This window comes from Pseudomonas sp. QTF5 (assembly GCF_000512695.2).
In the GTDB taxonomy this organism is placed as follows: Bacteria; Pseudomonadota; Gammaproteobacteria; order Pseudomonadales; family Pseudomonadaceae; genus Aquipseudomonas.
This window is the reverse complement of the sequence record NZ_AZRW02000005.1, coordinates 86482-112126: the sequence shown is the minus strand read 5'-3', so window position 1 is coordinate 112126 and position 25645 is coordinate 86482. Positions and strand designations below refer to the sequence as shown.

General features: G+C 58.6%; 20 protein-coding genes, 4 tRNA genes and 2 pseudogenes. 6 read left to right on the top strand and 20 right to left on the bottom strand.

The features are described 5' to 3' along the window. Positions 1-296 precede the first annotated feature (296 nt). The 4 genes and pseudogenes from tssI to IC37_RS05900 all read left to right on the top strand — a co-directional run bounded on the left by tssI (position 297) and on the right by IC37_RS05900 (position 5783). Positions 297-3734: pseudogene (gene tssI, locus IC37_RS05915) on the top strand (type VI secretion system tip protein TssI/VgrG). Then, entirely contained in the window at positions 3727-4398 is a 672-nt protein-coding gene (locus IC37_RS05910; RefSeq protein WP_030131936.1) for a DUF2931 family protein, read from the top strand. Before tssI ends, IC37_RS05910 begins: the two are co-directional and overlap by 8 nt. Then, positions 4385-5089 (top strand): DUF2931 family protein, encoded by a 705-nt coding sequence (locus tag IC37_RS05905; protein ID WP_158225652.1) that lies wholly within the window; start codon positions 4385-4387, stop codon positions 5087-5089. Before IC37_RS05910 ends, IC37_RS05905 begins: the two co-directional genes overlap by 14 nt. Beyond that, positions 5076-5783, top strand: coding sequence for a DUF2931 family protein (locus IC37_RS05900; protein WP_030131934.1), 708 nt, complete (start codon positions 5076-5078; stop codon positions 5781-5783). Before IC37_RS05905 ends, IC37_RS05900 begins: the two co-directional genes overlap by 14 nt. Positions 5784-6146: 363 nt before the next feature. Here IC37_RS05900 and IC37_RS05895 read toward each other — a convergent pair whose 3' ends face one another. The 11 genes from IC37_RS05895 to IC37_RS05845 form a co-directional block, all read right to left on the bottom strand. Continuing rightward, on the bottom strand, positions 6147-7106 hold the full coding sequence (locus IC37_RS05895; RefSeq protein WP_030131933.1) for a type II secretion system F family protein: 960 nt from the start codon (positions 7104-7106) through the stop codon (positions 6147-6149). Between the two features lie 29 nt (positions 7107-7135). Further along, a complete protein-coding gene (locus IC37_RS05890; RefSeq protein ID WP_030131932.1) occupies positions 7136-8122 on the bottom strand; it encodes a type II secretion system F family protein in 987 nt (328 codons plus the stop codon). Then, on the bottom strand, positions 8119-9561 hold the full coding sequence (locus tag IC37_RS05885) for a CpaF family protein (RefSeq protein WP_030131931.1): 1443 nt from the start codon (positions 9559-9561) through the stop codon (positions 8119-8121). Before IC37_RS05885 ends, IC37_RS05890 begins: the two co-directional genes overlap by 4 nt. A gap of 3 nt (positions 9562-9564) precedes the next feature. Continuing rightward, on the bottom strand, positions 9565-10785 hold the full coding sequence (locus tag IC37_RS05880) for an AAA family ATPase (protein ID WP_030131930.1): 1221 nt from the start codon (positions 10783-10785) through the stop codon (positions 9565-9567). Then, a complete protein-coding gene (locus IC37_RS05875; RefSeq protein WP_030131929.1) occupies positions 10779-11273 on the bottom strand; it encodes a TadE/TadG family type IV pilus assembly protein in 495 nt (164 codons plus the stop codon). The genes IC37_RS05880 and IC37_RS05875 overlap by 7 nt, the downstream gene beginning before the upstream one ends. Then, positions 11273-11752, bottom strand: coding sequence for a TadE/TadG family type IV pilus assembly protein (locus tag IC37_RS05870; RefSeq protein ID WP_030131928.1), 480 nt, complete (start codon positions 11750-11752; stop codon positions 11273-11275). The genes IC37_RS05875 and IC37_RS05870 overlap by 1 nt, the downstream gene beginning before the upstream one ends. An 8-nt stretch (positions 11753-11760) precedes the next feature. Beyond that, positions 11761-13107 carry a TadE/TadG family type IV pilus assembly protein gene (locus tag IC37_RS05865; protein WP_030131927.1) on the bottom strand — a complete coding sequence of 449 codons (1347 nt, stop codon included), beginning with the start codon at positions 13105-13107 and terminating at the stop codon, positions 11761-11763. A gap of 75 nt (positions 13108-13182) precedes the next feature. Further along, positions 13183-13989 carry a Flp pilus assembly protein CpaB gene (gene cpaB, locus IC37_RS05860; RefSeq protein ID WP_030131926.1) on the bottom strand — a complete coding sequence of 269 codons (807 nt, stop codon included), beginning with the start codon at positions 13987-13989 and terminating at the stop codon, positions 13183-13185. A 15-nt stretch (positions 13990-14004) separates the two neighbouring features. Further along, entirely contained in the window at positions 14005-15333 is a 1329-nt protein-coding gene (locus IC37_RS05855; protein WP_030131925.1) for an ATPase AAA, read from the bottom strand. 2 nt (positions 15334-15335) lie between these two features. Further along, entirely contained in the window at positions 15336-15866 is a 531-nt protein-coding gene (locus IC37_RS05850) for a prepilin peptidase (protein ID WP_030131924.1), read from the bottom strand. Positions 15867-15892: 26 nt separating this feature from the next. Then, positions 15893-16084, bottom strand: coding sequence for a Flp family type IVb pilin (locus IC37_RS05845; protein WP_030131923.1), 192 nt, complete (start codon positions 16082-16084; stop codon positions 15893-15895). A 401-nt stretch (positions 16085-16485) separates the two neighbouring features. Between IC37_RS05845 and IC37_RS05840 the strand changes: the two genes are divergently transcribed. After that, positions 16486-17340, top strand: a complete 855-nt coding sequence (locus tag IC37_RS05840) for a DNA-binding response regulator (protein WP_030131922.1) — start codon at positions 16486-16488, stop codon at positions 17338-17340. Between the two features lie 238 nt (positions 17341-17578). On the opposite strand, the gene IC37_RS05835 is transcribed toward IC37_RS05840, so the two are convergent. The 7 genes from IC37_RS05835 to IC37_RS05805 form a co-directional block, all read right to left on the bottom strand. Next, entirely contained in the window at positions 17579-20059 is a 2481-nt protein-coding gene (locus tag IC37_RS05835; protein WP_030131921.1) for a TonB-dependent receptor, read from the bottom strand. Between the two features lie 105 nt (positions 20060-20164). Continuing rightward, positions 20165-21124, bottom strand: a complete 960-nt coding sequence (locus tag IC37_RS05830; protein WP_030131920.1) for a FecR domain-containing protein — start codon at positions 21122-21124, stop codon at positions 20165-20167. Further along, a complete protein-coding gene (locus tag IC37_RS05825; protein WP_030131919.1) occupies positions 21121-21642 on the bottom strand; it encodes a sigma-70 family RNA polymerase sigma factor in 522 nt (173 codons plus the stop codon). Before IC37_RS05825 ends, IC37_RS05830 begins: the two co-directional genes overlap by 4 nt. A 236-nt stretch (positions 21643-21878) precedes the next feature. After that, positions 21879-21954 (bottom strand) — tRNA-Gly (locus IC37_RS05820). Positions 21955-21957: 3 nt separating this feature from the next. Continuing rightward, positions 21958-22033 (bottom strand) — tRNA-Glu (locus tag IC37_RS05815). Positions 22034-22137: 104 nt separating this feature from the next. Next, positions 22138-22213: transfer RNA gene (locus IC37_RS05810), tRNA-Gly, on the bottom strand. A gap of 2 nt (positions 22214-22215) precedes the next feature. Further along, a tRNA-Glu gene (locus tag IC37_RS05805) sits at positions 22216-22291 on the bottom strand. A gap of 391 nt (positions 22292-22682) precedes the next feature. Between IC37_RS05805 and IC37_RS05800 the strand changes: the two genes are divergently transcribed. Continuing rightward, entirely contained in the window at positions 22683-23441 is a 759-nt protein-coding gene (locus IC37_RS05800; protein WP_030131918.1) for a hypothetical protein, read from the top strand. A 179-nt stretch (positions 23442-23620) separates the two neighbouring features. On the opposite strand, the gene IC37_RS30880 is transcribed toward IC37_RS05800, so the two are convergent. Next, positions 23621-24484: a methyl-accepting chemotaxis protein gene (locus IC37_RS30880; RefSeq protein WP_371916311.1), complete on the bottom strand. Its 864-nt coding sequence runs from the start codon at positions 24482-24484 to the stop codon at positions 23621-23623. After that, positions 24482-25546, bottom strand: a pseudogene (locus IC37_RS30875) (HAMP domain-containing protein); the annotation flags it as partial. The gene IC37_RS30880 and the pseudogene IC37_RS30875, both read right to left, overlap by 3 nt. Positions 25547-25645 lie beyond the last annotated feature (99 nt).

The window sequence follows — 25645 nt, the reverse complement described above, 5'->3', positions numbered from 1 at the left end:
CCAACATCCCGAATCAGCCGCCATGCCTAGCCCAGCGGCGGCTGTTTCATCCGTTCCGCATCACAGGCAAAGGCCGCCGTGGCCATGCAGTGTTTGGCGCTTACCCCCATCCCCTGACGAAACATTCTGAACTTGGGAAGTTTCTGGCAGGCCATCGAGACTCTTCCTACATCAATCCCTTTAATGCCTTGTTAGCGTGTTCGGCCATTGACGCAGGTTCAAGCCCGATAGGGTGTTGCGCCTCGCTTTCACTTTCAGCTTAAGGACGAGCAGATGAAAAGCAAAAGGACAAGCGCATGTTCGCCCCGGCCAATGCTGCCCATTTCACGCTTGAACTCCCGACGGTTCGCAACGACTTCAAAGTGCTGGCCTTTGCAGGCACTGAAACCATCAGCGCCTTGTATTCGATCCAGGTTGAACTGGTCAGCGAGTACCGCGATTTCGATCTGGAGAGCCTGCTCGGCCAACCGGCCTTCCTCCAGTTCGGCCTTAACGGCGAAGGCATTCATGGGCATGTCGACGGGGCGTTCGCCGGAGAAATAGGTAACCGCCTGACCCGCTATCGCCTGAGCCTGGTACCGGCGCTGCACTACTTGCAGTTCAGCCACGATCAGCGGATTTTCCAGCACCAGACGGTGCCGCACATCATCACTCAGGTGCTCAAGCAGCATGGCATCCTGGCCGATGCGTTCAGGTTCCACGTCCGAACCAGTCCCGAGCGCGAATACTGCACGCAATACGGGGAAAATAATTTCCAGTTCGTCCAGCGCCTGTGCGCCGAGGAAGGTCTCGCCTGGCACCACCAGCATTCCCGGGACGGCCATGTGCTGGTGTTCACCGAGGACCAGACCTTCTTCCCCACCCTGGGTGAAACCCCTTTTCGGGAAGATTGCGGGATGGTGGCGGAGCATCCGGTGGTCAGCCGGTTTTCCCCGGGTTTCAGCACCCGCCCCAGCAAAGTCACGCGCCGGCACTACGACCTGAAACGCCCGAGTCGGTTACTGGAAAGTCGCTTTACCGGCGAGTTCAGCCCGAGCTTGAAGACTACCGCTACCCGCTGTTTTTCGAGAGCGAGAAACGCGGGCAACAGCTTGCCCGGCAGGCGCTGGAACGGCACCGCACCGATTACCAGTTGGCCGAGGGCGAAAGCGATCAGCCGACCCTGCGCAGCGGTCATTTTTTCAGCCTGACGCAACACCCACGCGCAACGTACAACGATTTGTGGCTGCTGCTCAGTGTCACCCACCGCGGAAAACAGCCTCAGGTGCTGGAAGAGTCAGTCACCAGCGACGCCAAATCCGAGGACGGTTTTACCCAGGGCTACCGCAACCGCTTCAGCGCGATTCCCTGGGACGTGTTTTATCGGCCACCGCTGCCGGCCCCAAGGCCGGCGCTGGTCTGTCAGACCGCCCGCGTCACCGGGCCGGCCGGCGAAGAGATCTACTGCGATGAATATGGTCGGGTCAAAGTCGAATTTCATTGGGACCGGGCCGAGCGCAACAGCGAACACAGCAGTTGCTGGCTGCGGGTATCGTCCAGTTGGGCGGGTGAACATTTCGGTGCGGTGACCATTCCGCGCATCGGCATGGAAGTGCTGGTCACCTACCTGGAAGGCAATCCCGACCATCCATTGATCACCGGTTGCGCGCCGAACAAGCTCACGCCCGTCCCCTATCCCTTGCCCGAACACAAAACCAAAACCGTACTGCGCAGCCACAGTTCACCGCATACCGGTGGATACAACGAACTGTCGATTGAAGACCGCGCCGGGCAGGAACTGATCTACCTGCGCGCCCAGCGCGATCTGGAGCAGAAGGTTGTCAATGACAGCCGGCTGGAGGTGGGTAACGAACGCCGGGAAACCATCAAGGGCCACAGCATTACGCTGCTGGAGGCAGAAGAGCATCGCACGGTCATGGCGGATCGCAAGGTGCAGCTTCAGGCCAGCGACTATCTGCAGGTGGCCGGGAGCAGCCACACGAAAGTCGATGACACGCTGGTGGTCGAAGCCGGTCAGCAACTGCACATCAAGGCGGGTACCCACCTGGTGCTGGAGGCGGGCGAGAGTATTTCGTTGAAGGTGGGTGGTCAGCACATCGTGCTCAATGCCGACGGCATATTCAGCAGCAGCGTGCTTGAGGTCGGCGGCGCGCCGGTGGCGGGGATGGCCGCCCAGGCTTTGTTGCCGGGGGCGGCGGCCGGCTGGTTGGTCTCCGTCGCGCCTGCGCCACTGGACGAGGACGAATCGGCCGAACTGGAGGAAGAAGAGGAAGAAGTCGAACTGGAGGGGATTACCTTGCGGATCGGCGTTTTCTTCGATGGCACCGGGAACAACAAAGCCAACAGTGAAACCGTGGCGGCCTGCTACGCCCCGGATGCCAATCTGGCTGAAGCCGCCGAGGAGATACAGAAGCATTGCGCGGCTTACGGGTACGACGGCAACGGGAGTTCGCCGGATAATAGTTATGGGAATGATGTGAGCAATATCGCGCGGTTGTATGACCTATATCCCGATCAGTCATACAAGCCTATGCCTGAAAACGCGAAAAAAGCCTCTTTGCGCGTCTACCTCGAAGGCATCGGTACTAAAAACAATGGCGAAGACTCGCTCTACTCACAAGCAACAGGCAGGGGCGAAACAGGTGTAGTGGCCCGAGTTGAGCAGAGTCCGGAAAAGATTCTGAAGCAGCTACGCTTACTCGAAGAGGAAAACCCCGGAGTGATGGTCGAGAAAATCGAATTCGATATTTTCGGTTTCAGTCGGGGGGCGGCAGCGGCGCGGCACTTTGCGAACGAGGTACTCAAGGGCGAACACAGCATTCTGGCAGCTGCACTTCCGGCCGGCTCTCCGCTCCTGTCCAACCGCTTTGATTGGCGCCTGACAACCGATGTCACCATCAACTTCATCGGCCTGTTCGATACCGTCGCCGCAATTGCCAACCCTGGACTGTTCGATTTCACCGGCACCAACAGCAGAAACCCCGGCGTCAATCTCAAACTACCAGACGGCTGTGCCAATAAGGTGGTGCATCTGGTTGCTCGTGACGAAATCCGGGAAAACTTCGCCCTCAACAGCCTGGGAAGCATCGATCTGGCCTTGCCCGGCGTGCACTCGGATCTCGGCGGCGGCTATTTGCCCAGAGCCAGGGAAAAGCTTCTGCTGGGCAACCCGGTGACCAGCACCATCAGCCAAAGCATGTCCCCGACCCGCAGTGCGGCTTACCTCACCGCCGAAAAGGAAGCGTACAACTGGTACGAAAGAGGCGTCATCGATGTCGACGGACCGGGAAACGAACTCAGAGTGGCACTCTGGGAACGACCGCTGACTCAATCAGTAGAAAGGGGGGGGACCCGATCGCGATCCGCAGAAGCGGGTTTATGCCGCAGCCAGCATTGAACGCCCGGTGCACGGTGAACTGTCGCTGGTGTATTTACGCATCATGCGCGAGCTGGCCGTCAGACATGATGTGCCGTTCAAGGTTATCCCTGACCTCCCGGCTCTGCGATTGCCTGAGGAATTGGAGGCTATCCACAAAAAGCTTCAGGCCTATGCCCTTGGCGAAACAACGGTCGAGGGGCTGACGATCAAAGAAAGGGCATTGTTACGCAGTCGCTATATCCATCTTTCCGCTCATTGGAATGCAGCCAAGGACTTGAACAGCAGCGATATGGAATTTGTGTTTATCAACCGACCTGCTGACAAAAACCGGCGAGTGGTACATCCCAATGAATAACATTGCCCGACTTATCAAAACATGCGCAGGCCTGCTGGTTGTGTTGCTGTTTGCTGGCGGTTCGCAAAGCTTCGCGCAATCAAGCTACGACGAAACTTGGTCATTGGGCTTCGGAGCCCCGGATTACATGGAGGTCTGGATTGAAACAGCAGACGTGGTGGATATCCGGGAGCGCGTCTTTCGTCGAGCCGGCTCCGGGATTGCATCAGTACTAACCCCCGGCGACAACAAGGGCAAGCCCGCAGGTTGGCCCAAAAGTCCCGGTAGAGGGGCCGGTCGAGACGTCACGGGTGCCAACCTGCCCCGGCTGATCTATGTGCGCTGGCAATCCCTGGCCGAACCGCAAACCTATGAGGTCTACATCGTCATTCCCGAATCCGCACGGGAGATCATGCGCAAACCTGAAAAAGCCTTTTGTAGGGCTGATGGCAAATGGATCACCGACTACCGCGACGACATCGGCATCGGTCTGGCACCCGGCGGTATTGCCAAAGTCTGGCTAGGCGGTCCCTGCCTGAAGTCGGTCGAGATTGCTCGGGTCGTGGGCACTATCAATAAACAAGGACCGTCTCTGGGCAAAAATGAAGGCCGTTATGCCTTACCCCTGTCGCCGGAGTCCAAAGCCTACATCGAAAAATTCGGCATTCCTTATGACTCCTGGTAACAGCCCCCGCGCAGCCTCGTCTATCAACAAGGCGTTCCGCCCAATCAAAACATGCGCAGGCCTGCTGGCTGGGTTGCTCTTGGCTGGTTGCACACAAAGCTTCGCGCAATCACCCGATCACAAGGAATGGTTCCTGGGCTTTGGAGCACCCGACTATATGGAGGTCTGGATTGAAACGGCGGACGTCGTGGATATCCAGGAGCGCGTTTTACGAAGAGCCGGCTCCGGGATTGCGTCGGTACACACTCCCAGCGACAACAAGGGCAAGCCCGCAGGCTGGCCCAAAAGTCCCGGCAGTGGAAAAGGCCGGTACGTCAACGGGGTCGATCTGCCCCGGCTGATCTATGTGCGCTGGCAATCCCTGGCCGAACCGCAAACCTATGAGGCCTACATCGTCATTCCCGAATCCGCACGGGAAATCATGCGCAAACCAGAAAAGGCTTTTTGCCGCTTCGACGGCAAATGGATCACCGACTACCGCGACAGATTCGGCATTGGTCTGGCGCCCGGCGGCATAGCCAAGGTTTGGTTGGGCGCTCCCTGCTTGAAGTCGGTCGAGATTGCTCGGGTCGTGGCAACCATCAACCCAAAAGGACCTTACGAGGGTAAATCCGGCGGCAAGCATCGGCCCCTTTCTGAAGTGTCCAAAGCCTACATCGAAAAATTCGGGATTCCTTATGGTTCCTGGTAACAGTCACCGCGCAGCCTCGTCTATCAACAAGGCGTTCCGCCCAATCAAAACATGCGCAGGCCTGCTGATTCTGTTGCTGTTGGCTGGTTGCACACATAGCTTCGCGCAATCGTCCGATCTCAAGGAATGGTTCCTGGGCTTTGGAGCGCCAGATTACATGGAGGTCTGGATTGAAACAGCGGACGTCGTGGATACCCAGGAGCGCGTTTTACGAGGAGCCGGCTCTGGAATTGCATCGATACACACCCCCGCCAACAACAAGGGAAAACCCGCTGGCTGGCCAGACAGTCCCGGCAGAGGAAAAGGCCGGCATGTCACGAGTGTCGACCTGCCCCGGTTGATCTACGTGCGCTGGCAATCCCTGGCCGAACCCCAAACCTATGAGGCCTACATCGTCATTCCCGAATCTGCACGGGAAATCATGCGCAAACCTGAAAAAGCCTTTTGCAGGGCTGATGGTAAATGGATCACCGACTACCGCGACGACATCGGCATCGGTCTGGCGCCCGGCGGCATAGCCAAAGTCTGGTTGGGCGCTCCTTGCTTGAAGTCGGTCGAGATTGCTCGGGTAGTGGGCACCATCAACAAGCAAGGACCGTCTCAGGGCAAAAATGAAGGCCGTTATGCCTTACCCCTGTCGCCGGAGTCCAAAGCCTACATCGAACAATTTGGCATTCCTTATGGCTCCTGGTAACAACAATCCGGCTGCCACGCAGAGCAAACCGTCCTGTCCCATCAAAAAATACGCAGGCCTGCTGATTGTGTTGCTGTTGGCTGGCTGCTCGCAAAGCTCCGCTCAATCAAACTACGACGCCTTGGATCCATTGGGCTGGAGCTTAATGTAACTGCGCGTTGAAAACTCAGACTGGCCCCATGGAGCTGTCGAAGGCTGCGATCCTTTGATTCAGAGGCCTGGGCAACGAATTGCCTGCCAGAAAAATCAAAAGATCGCAGCCTTCGGCAGCGCTACAGGGGATGTGTAAACCTATGGCAGGAAAGTGCAGATCAGGCTCGGGTGGCAAGGCCATCGTGCTCGACAGCCCCCCGCCCGTTTACCTCACCTGAATGCTTTGAACACACCGATCATGGCCGGGCCGATTGCAACCAGAAAGAAGCTTGGCCACAGGCAGAAAATCAGCGGGAATATCAGCTTGGTACCGATTTTCGCTCCCGCCTCTTCGGCGGCCTGTGTACGCCGGTCACGGAATTCATCGGCATAGATGCGCAGGGTATCGGCCACGCTGGTGCCGAAACGGATACTCTGCGCCAACAGGCTGACCAACCCTTGCACGTCATCCAGACCAGTACGCACAGCCAGTTGCTTGAGCGCCTCAGTACTGGAAATGCCCGCGCGGATTTGCGCATTGACCAGAGCCAGTTCTTCAGCCAGCTCAACCTGACTGACCGACATTTCCTCAGCTACCCGCTCGATCGTCAGGGGCAAGGCCAGGCCTGACTCCACGCAAACCACCATCAGGTCCAGGGCGTCCGGAAAGGCCGCACGCAGCCTGCCCTGCCTCGCCTGCTTGCGTTTTCCGACATACACCGCGGGCACCAGCCATCCGATAGCAGCGGCCATCAACACCAGCAACAATCCCGTCATCAGAGAAAGCCTGGGGATTATCGGCAACACCAACAGTGCTACGCCAACCAATACCAGTGGCAACAACAAGCGCACCGCCCAGTACATCTGCACCGCCGACGGTGAACGGTAACCGGCGTGCATCAACAGGGTTTGGGTGGGCGACGTCTGGGCAGCCTCAGTCGAGCCAAAGCGTTGGCCGACCCGCTCCAGCAATAATTGCAGATTACTGGGTGCGTCCTGCCCAGCATTCCCTGTATGACCGCGTTTTATCAGCGCCAGACGACGCCGAACGGGGTCCTGTAGCCCCAACAGCAGTAGCACCACGGTGACGACCGCGAGCACCGCACTCAGACTCATCGCACCGACGAACAACAGGCGCGCAACTTCCTCATTGCCTGTTACTCGACTGAATAACTCGAGCAAATAGTCCATGACCTGCACCTCCTCATGGCGAATAACGCTTAAACCTGAATCCGGATGATTTTGCGAATCCAGAAAATCCCGACCAACATGGAACCAAAAGCCGCGAATATCAGCTTATGGCCGACCGGATCATTGAGCAGCACCGGCAAGTAGTTAGGGCTGGTGAATACGATCACCGCCGCCAGCACGAAGGGAATGGCCACCAATATCCAGGCTGACATCCGCCCTTCGGCCGACAAGGTTTTGACCTTACGCTGAAAGCGAAATCGCCCGCGAATCAGCCGACTCAGACGCTCCAGCACTTCGGTCAGGTTGCCGCCGGTCTCGCGATGGATGAGGATCGAGGTCACGAGCATCATCACCGTCATGCTTGGCATCCTCTCCAACAGGCCAAGCATGGCCCGGCGTACATCGTTGCCATAGTTGATATCGGCAAAGGTCAAGCCGAACTCTTGAGCAACCGCTCCCTTGTGCTCCTCGGCGACCAGGCGCAGGGTTTCGTTGAAGGGGTGTCCAGCGCGCAGGGCACGGCACATGGCATCCAGCGCATCCGGCAGGCCTTCCTCAAACTCAGCGAAACGTTTGCCACGGTCACGAGAAATTTTCAGCAGGGGTATCCAGAACACCCCGAAGCCCGCCAACAGCGCCATCCACCAAACTGACGAGATCATCCAGATCGAGATGCCCGCACAGACGCCCAGGAACAGCCCGAGCAATATCACCCGATAAGCACGATATTCATGGCCGGCCTGCTCGATTATCTGGGTCAGGTTCACCATAAAGGGCAACTGCTCGAGCATGGCCTCCAGTGGCGACAAGCGCGTCAGGTATTTCTGCCGCAACACCGTCTGCATGTTGGGCAGATTGTTGGCTTTCTCCAGTACATGCAGGCGGCCGCGGATGCGCTTGCGCATCTTGCCGGCCTCGCCGAACACCGGCACCACCACGCCCTGGGACAGGAGGAACACGGCGATAAACACCATGCCTAGGAAGATCAGAATGAATTCACCAGGAATATGGCTCATGACTGCCGTGCCTCCATCCATTCAGGCCTGAACATGTTAAGCGGCAATTCGATACCGCGTTTGGCCAGTACATCGCGGAAGGCCGGGATCATGCCGCTGGGGCGATAATCGCCGAGTACCTCGCCGTTTTCGCCCATGCCTTGGCGCGCAAAGGAGAAAATTTCGGTCATGGTGATGATCTCGCCTTCCATACCGTTGATTTCTTGCACACTGACCAGGCGGCGCTTGCCGTCCTCCTGACGTTCCAGCTGAATCACCACATCGATGGCCGAAGCGATCTGCTGCCGCATGGCCTTGATCGGGAAGGTCGCCCCGGTCATCGACACCATGTTCTCGATTCGCCCCAACGCATCACGTGCGGTGTTGGCGTGGATGGTGGTCAGCGAGCCGTCGTGGCCGGTGTTCATGGCCGTCAGCATGTCCAGCGCCTCGGCGCCGCGCACTTCGCCAATGACAATGCGGTCTGGGCGCATCCGCAAACTGTTGCGCACCAATTCGCGCTGGCTCACCTCGCCACGCCCCTCGATATTCGAAGGCCGGGTTTCCAGGCGCACCACGTGGGGCTGCTGCAATTGCAGTTCGGCGGAGTCTTCGATGGTAACGATCCGCTCGTTTTGCGGGATGAAACTGGACAGCACATTGAGCATGGTGGTCTTGCCGCTGCCGGTACCGCCGGAAATCAGTACGTTCAAGCGTCCACGAACGATCGCCTTGAGCAGCAGGGCAATGGCCGGGGTCAACGTGCCCACCGAGATCAAACTGTCGGTATTGAGCAGGTCCACCGCAAAGCGGCGAATCGACATGCTCGGGCCGTCGATGGCCAGCGGCGGGATAATCGCGTTGACCCGCGAACCGTCCTTGAGCCGGGCATCCACTAGCGGCGAGGACTCGTCGATACGCCGACCCAGGCTGGACACGATGCGGTCGATGATGTTGAGCAAATGCTGATCATCGCGAAAGCGCACATCGGTCCGTTGCAGTTTGCCGAAGCGCTCGACATAGACCGAGGCATGGCCGTTGACCAGAATGTCGGACACGCTGTGATCAGCCAGCAACGGTTCCAGGGGACCCAGGCCAAGCACCTCGTCGGTGATCTGCTTGATGATCAACTGGCGGCTGGTGGTACTCACCGGTGCCGAATGCTCATCGAGCAGGCGCTGGCAAATATCGCGAATCTGCCGCGTGGCCTCGGCCTGTTCAAGGGAGTCCAGCAAGGACAGGTCCATGACCTTGAGCAGCTGCTGGTAGATCTTTTCCCGCCACTCGGCTTCCACCGGGGTGACCTGGCTTCGGGTTTCGTAAAGAACGTCCGGTGTTACACGCTCCCACGCCATTATTTCCTCTGCCGGATCCAGCAGTTCGTCGCCTGGTTGAGCGGCCGACGATGAGGCGGGTTTACCGGACTGTTTGCGCAAGCGGTTACGAAAGTCGCTGATCATGGGTCATCCCCCGAAAAAACGGTTGAAGGCGCGTTTGAGTAAGCCTTTGTTTCCGGCCACCTGTTGACCGACCAGGTCCTCGGTCATGTCGCGCAGTGCGGCGGTGATCGCTGCCCTCGGCGCATGCAGCCCCAACGGCACGCCAGTGTTCTGACTCTGGCTGACCAGGTTGAAGTCGTTGGGTAGTTTCGACAGATTGGTGCAGCGCAGTGCCTCACCGATATCTTTGAGGCTGATTGCTGCTGCCTTGTCAAAGCGGTTGACCACGATCTGCAATTGATCCCCGCGCACGCCCAGGTCATCGCGAAGAATCCGCACCAGGGAGCTGGCATCGCGCAGATGGCTGACGCTCTGCTGCACCACCACGTACACCCGATCCACCTGTTCCAGCACGGAGCCGGTGAGGTGGTCGATTTGCCGCGGCAGGTCGATCACCACCCAGTCATAGCTGGCGCGGGCCAACTTCAATAGGGTGTCAAGTTGCTCGGGTTGGGCATCTTGCGGCAGACACAGCTCACCGGCCCGACCACCCAGCACATGCAAGGTCGGGCTGAAGTGACTGCAAAAACCGCGTAGCGCGACGCTGTCCATGCCGTCGATCTGGTGCAACACCTCCAGATGGCTGTGCGACTGCGCCACATCCAGATAATGCGTCACGCTGCCGAATTGCAGGTCCATGTCCAGCAACAGGGTACTGCCACCCCTGGCACTGAGCTGCTGAGCCAGATTGCAGGCCACCAGGGTTCCGCCGGAACCGCCCTTGGCGCTCATCACGGCGATCAATTTCCCCTCTACCCCACTGCCGGTCCGAACCTCCATGACCAGACGATTCAAGGCGGCGACCAGTTCGGTCTCGGCGATAGGCTCGGGCAGCACGTCACGGGCGCCGGCCTGCATCGCCATACGCATACCTTCCTGATCGCTCAGCAGACCGCAGACCAGCATCGGCGGACGCTCATGGGCCGGATGCAGCAACAGCGCCGCCAGCTCCTCACGCCACAGGTGGCTGACGCGCAGCAGTAAAAGATCGGGCATCCGGTCCAGACCGTAGAGCGGGTCGACATGCCCATTGCTCACCAGGCGAGTACTCACCTCCAGGCAGGGCATGCGTTGGCAAACACTCTGCAGATCGCGCAAAGAGGTGGCATCACGGCTGCTGATCAGCAACCGCAGCCCCGCTTTGCCGGTCGAGGTGGAGAGCGGAGTGTCCTTGGTATTCAGCATGGTGTGATCTCCCCGGAATCGGAATGACGCCCAAGGCTTTCGCGTGGCAACGTTGCCCTGAATGTGGGCAAGGTAATGGGCACGCCGAACCCGGGAATAAACAGGTTGAAAACGAAGTTTTGCAGGCTCAACTGGACGTAGCGGATGGCACGATAACCGTTGACGCTGACCAGGTCGCCCGGGTTGACCACCTGAGCACCGTTGACGTCCAGGTAGGTCAGCGTCAGGTTGGTGGTGGCCAGATTGCTGATCAGCTGACTCGTACCGGCGTCAGTCGCGGCATTGAAAATCGCCCGCCGCAACACCACCGGGTCGCTGATATTGCACACCGCCGCCAGACGCGTACCACGCCGTACGGCTTCATCCAGCGCATTGATCGTGAAGTACAGGCGGCCAAATTCCAACGTGCCGAACAACAGCGTGAACATCAGCGCGCCAATGATGGCGAACTCCACCACATAGGTGCCGCGCATGTGTTTGCGATTCATCACAGTGCCCTCATGACAGTGGTGGCGACCAGCGGAATGCTCAGCGCAATCGGATTCCCAAAAAACCCGGGAAGCGACCCGGTGCAATTGCCACCGCCAATCACCGGGCAGAACGTATACGTGATGGTGACTCGCACATGGTCGAGACCCACCGCGGCGACCACTACGTTCGCAGTCGTCAACCCTGACACCACCGCGGTCCCGGTATTTGCAGGCACGCCATAGACCGCGACGTTTTTCGTCTGGGTCTGTAGCGCATTGCTCAGAGAGACAACGCCGAGTGTCGAGTCCCAGGCCTTGCTGGCGACGAAACGGTCGGCATCACGGCTAGCCTGTAGCAGGACGTTGTACTGATAGAGCATGCGACCGAACTCACCGAAGGCCAGCAACAGCAGCAGCAACACCGGCAGGACGAGGGTGAATTCCACCATGGCCAGGCCTTGCTGGCGCCGCGGATGTTTAAACGCGTGAAGTCTCATGACGCCTCCTACGAGTCAGTACTCGGAGTGCCGATGCCGAGATAGGTTTTGTAGAGCTGAATGATCTGCGGGCCGGAATCGTTTTCCGGCGAGGGGCTGGGCACGTTGTCGCCTTCGCACTCCTTCACAAACTGTCCGAAGATCTGCGCGTCCCCGCCGCCACCACTCATTGGCTGCACAACGAAATAGCAGCCGAAACCCAGGACGGGGATCGAGGTTGAACCACCCTGTTTCCCGGTGCAGTTACCCACCACGATTTTCAGCATCCGGCGCTCGAACACGCCATTGTTCTGACAGCCGCTGCCCCCTGCCACACACGCGGCAACGCTCGCACGCCAGTCGTTGTAGTCAAGTATCGCGTTGCCGCCTGCGGTGAGATCGCCGTTGCTCGAGGTGACGGGTTGTCCCTGGTACTTCACTTGTGGCGGGTTGACTGAGTCGTCGTAAATGATCGCGGGGTTGCTGGACGTGGTCACCAGGTCTGGCGGATAGTCCGAAGCACTGACCGGGCCGTTGTAGATGCCGAAGCGCGTATTCAAGCCTTGAGAGGTAGGGCCGACCTTGTTGCCTGGAGCAGTCTGGACGTTTTGCCCCACGTTGCGGCAGACCGAGCCGCCTCCGGCCAGATCCTCCCTGACCGTACTGCCGCCCGAGCCAAAATCGAGCAACTGAAAGTTGCCTGGCCCAATGGCGGACGAATTGCCGGCGGCCGTCTTCAATACCTGCAAATCACCAAGGTGGAAGCCCCAGTAAAGGTCAGCGGCCGGGTTGTATTGAGCCGGGTCGGGGTTGCCACAGACCATCAAAGGTGCGAGATCACACGGGCTGGTGGGGCTGGGTCCAGCAGTGGCGATCGCCGCCACCCTTTTGTTCCCCAAGCCGCCGGAGCCGAATGTCTGGACGAAGTTCCAGAAAAACCCCGTCAGGTTATAGCTCGGTACTGATACCCGAACGTATTTGGCATCCGCAGGCCCAGGATAGGCGAAAGGTCCATAGACGCTGCTGGACAGTTCCACCACCGCAAATGTGCCTGAATTGCCGGCGATCGCCGTAGCCAATTCGTTATTGCCCATGGCATTGGCATTTTGGTTCAGCGTGTTGAGCGCGGCAGCCTGCGTCGCGCTGGCGGCGTTGATTCCCCCTGTCACCTGACTCAGGGTTTTGGCGCCACTCAGGGCGGCGGCGTCAACAGCATTCTGCAGGCGCGTTTTGTTCAACAACATGTGGCCCGCATCGAGAGCCAAACCTGCCACCATGAGAATCGCCGCCAACGCGATCACCATCAATACGCTCACCGATCCTTCCTGGCGCCTTGGCGTCGCAGTGAACGGCTGCTGAATACGAAGATTCATCATCAAGCCCTCATTTACCGATACTGATCCGGATCGGCTCCGCCAATACCTTGGTGCCCAGGCACCCCTACTGCCCTGTCAACGTTTGACTACACTGGCTTGGGTCCCGCGGATGATGGTGACAACCCCACCCACCTCGCCGTTGCCGCGGCGCACCACGCGTTTTGGCGCTGGGGCAGCGGCCATCGCCATGGCCGGGGCGGCAGGCGCAACGGTCGCGATTTTTTTCTCGGCGTTCAGCGGGTTGCGCAGGGTCAGTTGCAATTTCCCTTCGGTTTGCGCCGTGACCAGGGTTTCAGCCTCTGCGGTCGTCATCTCCAGCGTCACTGCACGCACCACCACCGGTTGGGTCTTGTCGGTACCCGCCGTCTGGTCCACCGCCAACACCCGCAAATTCTCGAGGATGGTCCTGGACACAGCGTTATTGCCGGCGCCATCAGTTTTTTTAGTCGCCAGCACATCGACCCGGTTACCGGGTAACAGGAAGCCGCCCACGCCGACCACATCGTCTACCCGTACCGAGATGGCACGTTTGTCTGTCGCAATCAGAGAGGCCAGGGTACTGCCGCCCAAGTGCTCGCTCAGGCGTGCGCCGCGCATGACGTCGCCACGCAAGATGTCGAACGTTGCGATCTTGCCCACTGCCTTGTCGGTGGAATCGAGAGCATCGTCCGGGATCGTGTCCATGGGCATGCGCACGGTGCTGACCTGTTGGGCCTCGATCATCTGCCCGAATGGAATCTCTACGGTGGCGACTACCACGCTTCGAAGATGGTCATCCGGGGTGGCATTGAGCCGGGAGCTCAGCCAGGAGTCGGCCATCCATGCAGCACCAAGGCCCATGACCAGGGAAACACCTATCAGGGAAACAGTACGAGAGCTCATGTCAGTATCTCCGTATCAAAGAAAGTCGAGCTGGACGAAGTAGTTGTGCCAGGCCCATTCCAACTCTTGTGGCGACAAGGCCCCGGAACCGCCCATATAACGCTGACGATCGAGGGCCATGTTCAGGAGATCGCGGGGATGGCAAGGCACCAGGGGCATGCCTTCACTTGCATAAAGCCTTTGCAGTACATAACGCAGCAGCAGCGGGTCAAAAGGAATGCCCAGGCGCTCGCTTTCCTGACGCCAGATCTTTTCGTACTCTTCAGGCTTCAGGTAACCGAATTGCAGCTTGTAGCCAATCCGGCGCAGGAAGGCCTCATCGGCTAATTCCAGAGGATTGAGGTTGGTGGAGAACACCAGAATCAGATCGAACGGCAACTCGCAATGCCGACCGCCGCCCAGATTGATGAAATCGCGCTTCTCCTCCATCGGGACGATCCAGCGATTCAACAGCTCGGCGGGTGCCATGCGTTGACGCCCCATGTCGTCGATGATGAACAGGCCATTGCTGGCCTTGAGCTGCAAGGCAGCCTGGTACTGACGGGTGTAGGGGTCATAGCGAACGTCCAGCTGTTCCATGCTCAACTCACCGCCCGTAATGACGATCGGGCGTTTGCAGCACAGCAGTCGACGGTCGATCCCTTCGTTGAGCATCAGATTGTTCTGTTGACCGTTGTCATCCAGACGCTGATGCACCTGCGGGTCATAGATCTCGATCACCGACTCGTTGATCACGATGGCATGAGGCACCCAGATGGCCTCGGCGAACAATCGAATCAGCCGGCTGCTGACGTAAGTCTTGCCGGTACCCGCGGGGCCATAAATCATGATCGCGCGCCCGGAGTTCAGCGCCACGCCCAACTGATCGAGCATTGCCTCCGTGAGCACTACGCCAGCGAGGGCTCTATGCATATCGTTGGCATTGATGCGACCGTGGTGAATGGTCTGGATTTTGATCAGGGAGCGGTAGGAACTCACCGGGAAGGGTGCCGCACCGATATAGCCACTGCGCGACAGGGCGTCGCGGGCGGCACTGCGACCGCGTTCGGTCAGGCCATAACGCAGCATCTGTCCACTGGATTGCCCCATCTGGCCAAGCACTTCGACACGGCCGTCCTTGCGCAAAAACGCCAGGACTTCTTCAAGTACGGCGCCGGTCAGCGCCAGACGCTCCACCAGCCGCGGCATGTCGAGCACGCCGGCGTCATGCAGATGCTTGCACACCAACTCGCCGAGAAAACTGTCGGTCAGACCAGTTTCGCGAATAGTGCAGGGCTGAGGCGCCAGTCGCTGCACCGCTTCCCGTTCGCTGGGGTAGGCATCACTATCGACGATGACGTGCATGACTAACCTCCGAATCCACCGGCAACGAGTTGCCAGTAGACGCTGTTCAAGGTCCCGAGCAGGATCGCAACCGAATAAGGAAAGGGCTTGCTGGCCACGTCGTCCGAGCTTGGCGCCATATAGGCCCGCGCCCGAAGCATCAACCGATAGCGCCCCAGGGTCTGTAACAATTGACCGCGCACCAGCACGATCAGGAAACCGCACAGGCCTCCCCACAGCAGACTGAAGAACACAGCCCACAAGGCGTAATGGGGAGGTAGAAAACTGCCAACCATGGCCATCAGTTTGACGTCGCCGGCAGCCATGCCGCCCAACGCATACATGGGCAGGAACAGCCCGAAACCGATCAGGAGGCCCAGCAGGCCGTCCCCCATCCCGCTGATCCCGCCTGAGTAAGTCTGGCCGGCCAATCCCAAGGCCAGACCCACCAGGATCAGCAGGTTGGGAATGCGGTGGCGACGCAAGTCGCTCACCACCGCCACGCCCAGCAGTCCTATCAGCACAACGGTCGCTACCAGCTGTTCCATGGACATCGCACATCTCCCTACTGGAGTTGTTATTAGCAAGTACCAGGAAGAACGGCGTTGCAAAGAGCTATCATCCTGGTGTTTACGGCCCCGCCAAGAAGCGTGAACGTTGCAACAACAGCTACCGTAATCAACCCACCGGCCACCGCGTATTCCACAATGGTCAGGCCATCTTCATCTTTGGCGAACTTCACTACCGAAGCCTTGATTGTTTGCATGATCATTTTGCCCACCTCACTCGAATGTTGTTTTTTCGGAAGGCAGTGCGTTTTGCTCTGCCTGGATGCAACACTAGTCAGGGGCAAGGCATGGGCGTTAGGAAGATTTTGCACATCACTAGGACTTTTTTGCGGGGCGGTGAAATAACGTTGATTGGCCTTTGCAGAAGTCATAGGAGGGGTAAAACAAGGCATGGCATTGCAAAGGCGCTTGTCGTTGTTTCACAAGCGACGAGCGGTTGAAGCCGGGATGCGTTGAAAACACGTAAACAAACGGTCGGCAAAGCAGCACTTAGTGCGAATAGACTTAAGTCGCGTCTTTCTTATCAGCATTTAATCTGCAAAGTGATAGCACGTTAGCAATACTACTCAGCGAACAGAGGCATGAAGAACCCCAGAGTAGAGACATGACGTCCAATTTGACCAGAAGGCCATCGCTACTGTGGTTCGATCTGACTCACGATCGTTCCACGAAAGGACTCATCGCGCAGTTCGAGGACACTTGCGACTGCAAATTGACGAAAAACTCCGTGTTGCCCCATGGGGAACAGGCAGACATGATCTGCATCCATTTCGATCGCCCCGACACACCAGGGTTGAGGTTGTTGCTGGAGATCAAACGCACTACCCCCACCATCCCGATCACCATGTTCACTGTGCAGCACTCAGAGGAACTGGCGGTCTGGGCCATGCGCTCCAGTGTCTGGGAATACATGGTACTGCCGCTCTCGGCCACCGAGAGGAAGCGCTACCTGTTGGCGCTGGAGCAGCTCTGCGAGCTGCGCCGAAATGGCAAGACATCGCTGATCGACCACTCCCCTACTCTCCCGGACAGCATCCGCCTGACTTCCGGACACCAAAAACACCAGGCGCTGAGCCATATCATGCTGTACATCGATCAGCACTTTCGGGACAGCATCGATCAGAGGGATTTGGCCAAGCGCTGCGGCATGACGACCTTTCGCTTCAGCCGCTTGTTCAAGGAAGCCAATGGCGTGGGCTTCACCGATTACGTCCTGGACAAGCGCATGAACTTCGCCAAACAACTGCTCGACAACAGCCAGATGCCGATTACCAGTATCGGCTATGAGGCCGGCTTCAAAGACCCATCCTACTTCGCTCGCGCCTTCAAGCAGTTCGTCAACTGCACGCCCAGCGAATACCGTTTGACATGCCAACTCAGAGCGGTAGCCGCGCAACCGGCGCTGGAGGATACAACCGTTGAAGCGCTCGAAAGCCTGGTGCAGAGCCTCGGAAGTTGAGGCAGTTGTTCAGATTGCATTATGGCTACCCGATGCAAATGACAAATAACGCGCACAAAACAACGCCGCTTGTTGAACGCAATGCCAGTCAGTTAAGACACGGAATCCTGGAGCGAGCTTGCTCCGGGCGGCGTTCCGACGAAAGCGGTATATCAGGCGACATCAATGTTGACTGGACCGCCGCCTTCGCGGGCAAGCCCGCTCCTACAGAATTGCGCTTAACTTGTTGGCGGGGGAATCAAAAGCGAGCCTTGACCGTCATGGTGAAGTTGCGCGGGTCACCGTAATAGTTACCGAAGTTTTCGGTGCCAATGGTGGTGTAGTAGCGCTTGTCGAACAGGTTGTTGCCATTGAGCGCCAACGACCAGGTGTCATCGATGCGGTAACCGATACGACCGTTCCAGACGGCGTAGCCAGCCTGGGTAATCTTTTCGCCCGTCGCCGGGGATACCCGGAAATTGTCGCTTTGCGCGTTGACGCCGGCACCGATGCTGAACCGCTCGAACGCCCCGGCAAGGGCGTAATCGCCCCACATGCGCAGCACATGGCGCGGCACATAACTGTTGAAGGCGGCGCCATTGAGGCTGCTGTCAATGTCGTTGAGGGTCTTGGTCTGGGTATAGGTGTAACCGGCGAGCAATTGCAGGCGCTCGATGACCTCACCGCTGATTTCGGCTTCGAAACCCTGAGCGCGGACCTTGCCAGCATTCAAATAGCAGAAGCCGTCCGATGACGGACAGGTCGAGTTGTAGTCCGTCTGTGCCTGGTCTTTCTGCAGGGTCCGGAACAGGTTGAAGGAGGTGTTCAGGCGCCCTTCGAACCATTCGCCCTTGACCCCCAGCTCATAACTTTCACCCACCAGCGGCTTGAGCACCGAGCCACTTTCCGAGCGGGTATTGCCTTGGGGCGTGAAGATGTCCGAGTAACTGGCATAGGCGGTCAGGTTATCGTTGAGGTCCAGCAACACGCCGGCAAACGGGGTGACTTGACCGGTCTCCGTGCTTCTGGCGTGTTCCGAAGTTCCCGAATTGATGAACACCGAGTCGGTTTTGGAGCTGTACCAGCTCACTCGACTGCCCACGACAAACGTCAATGGGTCTGCCAGTTTAAGACGCAGGGTCGAGTACAGGCCTTGCTGTTCGGTGACGGTTTTCACCGGGCCACCGCGTGTCGAGTTCTCGATGAAGTAGCTGTCGTCCGGTTCCGTAATATGTCGATCCGGGTTGAACACGTTCTGCTTCTGCGGCAGGAGCGCGACCGAGTAGAAATCATCCTTGTCCGAGCGACTGGCGTTGAAACCGACGATCAGTTCATGTTGCTGGCCGAACGCGCCGAACTTGCCATCCACGTAGGCATCGAGGCCGTAATCGACCTGATCGTAGTCGTACAGGCTGCCCACCATATCTGTGGTCGAGGTACCGGGCGTCACCGAGCCTGCCGCAAATGCATATTTGATGTCCTGGGTGTTTTTCGTATAAACCCCTGCCACTTTCATGGCCCAGTCGTCGTTGATCTGATGTTTCAGATCGCCGAATACCGTAGTCCTCTGGCTGCGCCAGGTATTCCAGGACGGATCCAGGCAGGTGGAACGACTCAGTTTCAGATCGCTGCCATCCTTGTAGTGAGGCAGGCCGCCCCAGCAAGGGCTGGCATCGACATCTTCATAGGCGACTCCCAGGCCGAGCGTTGTGTCGGGCGTCAGATCGAAGTCCAGTGCATCGTAGTAGATCTGGTCCTTGCGACGGGCATCGTCATAAAAATAATGCCGGCTCTGTTCAGCAATCACCGCCCTGCCGCGCACAGTGCCGGCATCATTCAACGGGCCACCGGTATCGACTTGCCCGCGGTAGTTGTCCCAGGTGCCACCGGAGAGGCTGAGTTCGGTCTGGGCCGTGGCCTGGCCGCGTTTGCGAACGAAGTTCACCCCGCCCGAGGTGCCACCCGAGCCCTTCATCATCCCCGCCGCGCCACGCAAGACTTCGACCCGGTCGTAATACGCCATGTCGCTGCTGAAACTGTCGGCCTGGACATAGCTGTTGCCTATGTCCAGCGGCACACCGTCGTACTGATACTGACCCGACATCCGGAACCCGCGGGAATAGAAATACTTGCCGCCCATGGTCGAGTCGTAGACGGTAATGCCCGGGGTCTTTTCCATCACCTGATCGATGGTGTTCAGGTTCTGGTCATCGAGCATCTTGCGGGTCATTACCGTGACCGATTGAGGCGTTTCCCGCAGCGAGTGCTCGCCCTTGCCGATAGTGACCGCTCCCGTGGTGTACGAGCCGCTGTTCTCGGTGGTCGCTCCCAGTAGTTGCCCGTTGATGTTGGTAGCGCCCAGCTCCAATGCCGAACCGGTGACGGGCGCTGCGCGCAGCACGTAGGTGCCGTTGGCTTGGGGTTCGGCTTGCAGACCGCTGCCGCTCAGTAGGCGAGCGAAGCCTTCGCTGACGGCGAAAGAGCCTTTCAGACCTGGCGATTGCAGGCCCTGGGTTTGCCGGGCATCAAACGAAATCGCGGCCCCGGCGGCACTGGAGAAACGGGTGAGAACATCCACCAGGCTGCCGGCCCCAATATCGTAGGACTGAATCAAACGCTGTTGCGTCGAGGCCTCTGGCGCCGAGCTGGCATTCGCCGACCAGGCGCTGGCCATCGTGGCTGCCAGCAATCCGATTTTCACTGCGATCGCCAGACGACTTGGCGCGTTCACCCGAGACATGCTTGCTTCCCCCAAAACGGTCAATAAAAACTCACTGAGGGATGAGCCGAACGATGCGGGTGAAAAGTGCAGACGAAGCAGAAACTTTTTATCCGCGCCGCGCCGTCAGCGCGAATCGCCATTCGATACCTGGACCCAGAAACGGCTGTATCGGGTGACGCGCAACGAAAAACCACTCTCCAGCGCCGCCAGGGCGAGATCGGTGTTATCGATGGGAAAGACCCCGGAAACCTTCAAGTTGCCAATGGCCGGATCACAACGCAGCACGCCCGTGCGATAACGCGAAAGGTCGCTCAGCAACACCGCCAAAGGACGGTCGATGGCAATGATGCTGCCTTGCTGCCAGGCGCCTACCGAGACATCGTTGCCACGCAGCGTTCCCAAGGTGCGGTCATTGAAATCCAGACGTCTGCCGGCTTCGACCCGCATCTTTGACCCTGCATCCGGCAAACTGACCTCTACCGCCTTCTCCAGCACCGCCACCTCACCGCCCTGCGCCTGAGTGCGGACGATAAAACGCGTACCCAATGCGAGCACCTCGGCCTGGCGAGTGACGACCTTGAAAGGACGCTGCAACGGATCGACCGCCGTCGTCACGAGCATCTCGCCCCACAACAGTTCCAACACCCGCTGGCGTCCATCGAAACGAACGTTGACCGATGTGTCGGTGTTGAGCAGTACAGTGCTGCCGTCCGCCAGCCGAAATTCGCGGCGCTCCCCCACCGCCGTGCGGAAATCGCAAATCAGGTTTTGTGTGGTCTGACTGCGCCAACCCAACCAGCCCAGGGCGCCGGCAGACGTCATCAGCAAGGCACTACGCAGCACCTGGCGACGGGATCGATTGTCGGTATTGCTCAAGGTCGGCGCCGCCAATGCGCCCGGCACGCTCGCCATCTGTTCGGCCACCGCCGCCATTCTTTGCCAGGCCTGGCGATTCAAGGGATCTGCGACGAGCCAGGCGTTCCATGCGGCTCGATCCGCGTCGGTCGTGGTGCCGGAATGAAGCCGGGCGTACCACTGCGCGGCGACGCTGATGGCTTTCAACTCCTGGGGGGGCAGGTTCATGCGAGCTGCAACTGAATCTGCATCAGACAGCAATGCTCCATGGCCTTGGCCATGTGGTTATTCACCGTGCGAACACTGACGCCCAGACGCTCGGCAATTTGCGGATACGTCAGGCCATTGAATTGCGACAGGATGAAAGCTTGCTTGACTCGAGGCCCCAGCCCTTGCAGCAGACGGTCGATTTCCATCAGCGCCTGGAACAGGATCGCCTGCTCCTCCAACGATGGCTGCTGTGATTCGGGCGTGGCGGCCAGCGCTTCGAGATAGGACTGTTCCAGCGAACGCCGACGAAACAGATCGATCAACAACCCCTTGGCGATCATCGACAGATACGGTCGCGGCTCGCGGATATCCAGGGCGGTGCGAGCCTTGATGACCCTGACGAAGGTATCCTGAGTCAGGTCCGCTGCATCGAAGGCATTGCCCAGACGCTTGCGCAGCCAGCCCTGGAGCCAACCATGATGGTCACAATACAGATCGTTGACAGCACTGCGTAAGGACAAGTCGTTGGCGGACATGACAATGGAATAATTCGCGACTGATAATGACTCGCATTGTCATGCGACTAACGGCTGGTTGCAACACAAACATATCGCCTTGTAGGAGCGGGCTTGCCCGCCCTTGATATACCGCTTTCGCGGGCAAGCCCGCTCCTACAGGGGTCCTGTGTCTTGACTGACTGGCCTTTTCATTCCAAATGACAAATAACGCGCACAAAAAAACGCCGCTCAATGAGCGGCGTTTTTTTTGAATTTGGAGCGGGAAACGAGACTCGAACTCGCGACCCCGACCTTGGCAAGGTCGTGCTCTACCAACTGAGCTATTCCCGCAAATGGCGTCCCCTAGGGGACTCGAACCCCTGTTACCGCCGTGAAAGGGCGGTGTCCTAGGCCACTAGACGAAGGGGACACGCTGCCCGGAACACATGGTGTGTGTTTCGGTGCCCAGATCCGCATCCGAAGATTTGGTTCTGGTTTCACTCAGCCCTGCCCGAAAGCAAAGCCGTTTAAAACTGGAGCGGGAAACGAGACTCGAACTCGCGACCCCGACCTTGGCAAGGTCGTGCTCTACCAACTGAGCTATTCCCGCATTGGCGTCCCCTAGGGGACTCGAACCCCTGTTACCGCCGTGAAAGGGCGGTGTCCTAGGCCACTAGACGAAGGGGACACACGTACAACATTCACTCCCTACCGCGTTTCGCTGTGTGCTTTACGCTGTAAGTGGCGCGCATTCTATGGATGGATTGAGGGGTCGTCAACCCCCAGATATAAATTTATTTAAATCAATGACTTCGACCTGCTTTCGGCTGCCATCCAGGTTTCCGTCGCCTGACCTCTGGCGCCTATATTCTGGCATCCATCAAGACGCTATAGTCCATGCCGAGATGATGGCAATGTGCATCTCGCACGCTATTTACTTATATAAGCAGCAATACGGCCGATATAAGCAGAGCCGTAGCCGATTCAACTCGTCGAGCGGCCCTAGGCGCCCAAATGCCAAGCCACTACACTCGACTCGCACGCGAACCCTATAAGAGGTCTTACCGGTGACACCACTCATGATCACCCTGCTAGTCGTAGCCGGGATCGCACTATTGATCGCCATTGGCTACATGAACCATGTGGTGGAAAACAACAAGCTGGAAAAGGCCCGCACCAAGGTTGAACTCAATGACCGCCTGCGTCGCTGTGGCGAAATCACCGAGACCTTCCCCGGTCAGTTTATGACACCAGCGCTCAAGCTGCTGTTGACCCGTCTGGAACTGAACGTCTGCCAGCGCCTGCTGAACCTGGAAAAATCCAGTGCCATATTGAAGGCACGGATTACCGAGCTGAGTGCCTTGGTCGCCCGGGGTGAATCGATCCCCGTCAACAACCCGCCAGCTCCGATCCAGACCGAAGCCAAAGCCAAAGACGTGCGCTTCCTGCTTGAAGCCATGCATGGCCAGATCACTCGTGCCGCACAGGATGGTTTCCTGCCACCCAACGAAGCCAAGCGCTGGATCCGCGAAGTGCGCCACATTCTGGTGCTGCTGCACATCGAATTCTTCAACAACCTGGGCCAGCATTCCCTGCAACAAAACCAGCCCGGCCAGGCCCGCCTGGCCTTCGAACGCGGCGTGCAATACCTGCGCAAACAACAGGAGCCGCAGGTTTACGCCGAACAGCTGGAATACCTGGAAAAACTCCTGGCCCGCGCCAATGCCCTGGTCATGGACACCATCGCCCCGGTTGAAGGCGAAGTAAACCAACTGACTGAAGGCCTTAAAGACGTCGAGGCTGATGCCGACTGGAAGAAAAAAGTGATCTACGACTGATCATGTAATGCCAGTCAGTTAGGCGAGCAAACCGCTTTTCGTAGGAGCCAGCGGTGCGGCGATCCGACTTGCCGGCGAGGCGCTTTCAAGGACGCCTTCGCTGGCAAGTCGGATCGCCGCACCGCTGGCTCCTACACGGGCATTATCCGGCCCAGTGGCTTTTCAACGTTCGCCAGCCCCTACAGCCTGAAATGCCCCACCATCCCCTTCAACTCAACCCCCAATTGCGCCAACTCAATACTCGACGCGGCATTGCCCCGCATTGCCAGCGACGACTGATCCGCACTGGCACGAATACTGGTGACACTGCGATTGATCTCCTCGGCCACTGAACTCTGCTCTTCTGCAGCCGCCGCAATCTGCTGGTTCATCTGCTGAATCAACGACACCGCTGCCGCAATGCTCCCCAAGGCGCTCTCGGTCTGCAACGCATCGCTAACCGCCAGCTTCACCAACTCGCCACTGTTCTGAATCTGCTGCACCGACGACTGCGCCGCCGAACGCAAGGCACTGACCAGCCGTTCGATTTCCTCGGTCGATTGCTGGGTTCGCTTGGCCAGCGCCCGAACTTCATCGGCCACCACCGCAAAGCCCCTGCCCTGCTCGCCGGCCCGGGCCGCCTCGATGGCCGCATTGAGCGCCAACAGATTGGTTTGCTCGGCGACGCTTTTAATCACGCTGAGCACCGTGCCAATGTTCTGGATTTGCGCACTGAGGCTTTCGATGCTGGAGCTGGCCGAGGTAGCCGAGTCCGCCAACTGTTCAATCCTCGTCATGCTCTGGCGCACCACCTGCTGACCGCTTTCGACCTTGCCGTCGGCTGTCTGCGCCGCCTGGGCGGCCTCCTCCGCGTTACGTGCGACGTCGTGCACCGTGGCGGTCATCTGGTTCATCGCGGTGGCGACCTGCTCGGTTTCTTCCTTCTGGCTGCTGACTTCAAGGTTGGTCTGCTCGGTCACCGCCGACAGCGATTGAGCAGAGCTGGCCAGTTGTTCGATACCGGCCTGCAAACCACTGACGATACTGCTGAGCCCCGCGCCCATTTGCTGCATGGCCTGCATCAACTGGCCGATCTCGTCGCGGCGGGTCACTTCAATCGTTGCACTCAAATCGCCCGCGGCGATCTGCTGAGCGACACGGATCACGCGGCGCAGCGGTGCGACGACCAAACGGGTAATCACCCACGCAGCAATCAGCCCCACCAGCAAGGCCAGTGCCGAGGAACCGATAATCAACAGCGAATTCTTCTTCAGCTCTGCCTGCATCGACTGATCTTCGGCAACATAGGCCTGGTCCACCCGCTCCACCACTTGAGCGGCACGCTGATGAAGCTGCTCGTAGACGGTCTTTTCCTGCGCCAACAAGTCGGTGTACTCGGCGAGTTTTTCACTGAAACTGGCAATATGACCGGACACTTCATTGAGGACGGTCTGGTAACCCTCATCCTTGATCGTGGTTTTCAGCTGCCCGGCCTGGGTCAGCGCCTGATCGGCCTGCTCGATCTTGCCCTGCCCGGCGCTGTCGTCGCCCTTGCGGCTCAGGTCCAGGCGCACGCGCGCTTCGTCCATGGCCTGCAACATCAGCCGCGATACCTGACTGACCTGATTGGCCTGCTCGATGAATTGCGCGCCATCCTTGCCCTCGGATTCCTTCAAGGTATAGGCACCATCATCGGCGAGCCCGGCCTGCAGCACATCGAGGTTATTGGCCACGCTGGACACCGACCAACTGGCCATTTCCAGCGCCAGATCCTTGGCCTGACTCAGCGAGACAAACTCGTCAAAAGCCTTGCGATAGGCACCCAGAGATTGCTCGACATCATTCATCACCGGCACATTGGCCGCTGACTGGGCCTTGAGCTGGGTCGCCAGAGCGATCAGAGCGTCCACCCCGGCGCGCAAGGCGTCCGCGGTTTTCGGATTACCGTGCAAGGCGTACTCCTGCTCGAGCAGGCGAACCTTGAGCAAACCACTGTTGAGCGACGACATCTGCTTGAGCCCGTCGAAGCGCTGACTGATGGTTTGCAGGGACCATACGCCGATGGCCGCTACCAGGGCGGTCAACAGCAGCACCAGTACAAACCCGACACCCAGTTTTTTCGCCATACCGAGGTTGGCAAAACGTCCTTGCACGGCCGAAATCATTGCGCGTAGTCCCCTGCCATTGTCTGTTGATGCAGATTCGCAACGGGCTTGTGCCAACAC

Coding starts and splice junctions, on each gene's coding strand:
- IC37_RS05910 (WP_030131936.1), top strand. CDS start 3,727: ATGAATAACATTGCCCGACTTATCAAAACATGCGCAGGCCTGCTGGTT.
- IC37_RS05905 (WP_158225652.1), top strand. CDS start 4,385: ATGACTCCTGGTAACAGCCCCCGCGCAGCCTCGTCTATCAACAAGGCG.
- IC37_RS05900 (WP_030131934.1), top strand. CDS start 5,076: ATGGTTCCTGGTAACAGTCACCGCGCAGCCTCGTCTATCAACAAGGCG.
- IC37_RS05895 (WP_030131933.1), bottom strand. CDS start 7,106: ATGGACTATTTGCTCGAGTTATTCAGTCGAGTAACAGGCAATGAGGAA.
- IC37_RS05890 (WP_030131932.1), bottom strand. CDS start 8,122: ATGAGCCATATTCCTGGTGAATTCATTCTGATCTTCCTAGGCATGGTG.
- IC37_RS05885 (WP_030131931.1), bottom strand. CDS start 9,561: ATGATCAGCGACTTTCGTAACCGCTTGCGCAAACAGTCCGGTAAACCC.
- IC37_RS05880 (WP_030131930.1), bottom strand. CDS start 10,785: ATGCTGAATACCAAGGACACTCCGCTCTCCACCTCGACCGGCAAAGCG.
- IC37_RS05875 (WP_030131929.1), bottom strand. CDS start 11,273: ATGAATCGCAAACACATGCGCGGCACCTATGTGGTGGAGTTCGCCATC.
- IC37_RS05870 (WP_030131928.1), bottom strand. CDS start 11,752: ATGAGACTTCACGCGTTTAAACATCCGCGGCGCCAGCAAGGCCTGGCC.
- IC37_RS05865 (WP_030131927.1), bottom strand. CDS start 13,107: ATGATGAATCTTCGTATTCAGCAGCCGTTCACTGCGACGCCAAGGCGC.
- cpaB (WP_030131926.1), bottom strand. CDS start 13,989: ATGAGCTCTCGTACTGTTTCCCTGATAGGTGTTTCCCTGGTCATGGGC.
- IC37_RS05855 (WP_030131925.1), bottom strand. CDS start 15,333: ATGCACGTCATCGTCGATAGTGATGCCTACCCCAGCGAACGGGAAGCG.
- IC37_RS05850 (WP_030131924.1), bottom strand. CDS start 15,866: ATGTCCATGGAACAGCTGGTAGCGACCGTTGTGCTGATAGGACTGCTG.
- IC37_RS05845 (WP_030131923.1), bottom strand. CDS start 16,084: ATGATCATGCAAACAATCAAGGCTTCGGTAGTGAAGTTCGCCAAAGAT.
- IC37_RS05840 (WP_030131922.1), top strand. CDS start 16,486: ATGACGTCCAATTTGACCAGAAGGCCATCGCTACTGTGGTTCGATCTG.
- IC37_RS05835 (WP_030131921.1), bottom strand. CDS start 20,059: ATGTCTCGGGTGAACGCGCCAAGTCGTCTGGCGATCGCAGTGAAAATC.
- IC37_RS05830 (WP_030131920.1), bottom strand. CDS start 21,124: ATGAACCTGCCCCCCCAGGAGTTGAAAGCCATCAGCGTCGCCGCGCAG.
- IC37_RS05825 (WP_030131919.1), bottom strand. CDS start 21,642: ATGTCCGCCAACGACTTGTCCTTACGCAGTGCTGTCAACGATCTGTAT.
- IC37_RS05800 (WP_030131918.1), top strand. CDS start 22,683: ATGATCACCCTGCTAGTCGTAGCCGGGATCGCACTATTGATCGCCATT.
- IC37_RS30880 (WP_371916311.1), bottom strand. CDS start 24,484: ATGGGCGCGGGGCTCAGCAGTATCGTCAGTGGTTTGCAGGCCGGTATC.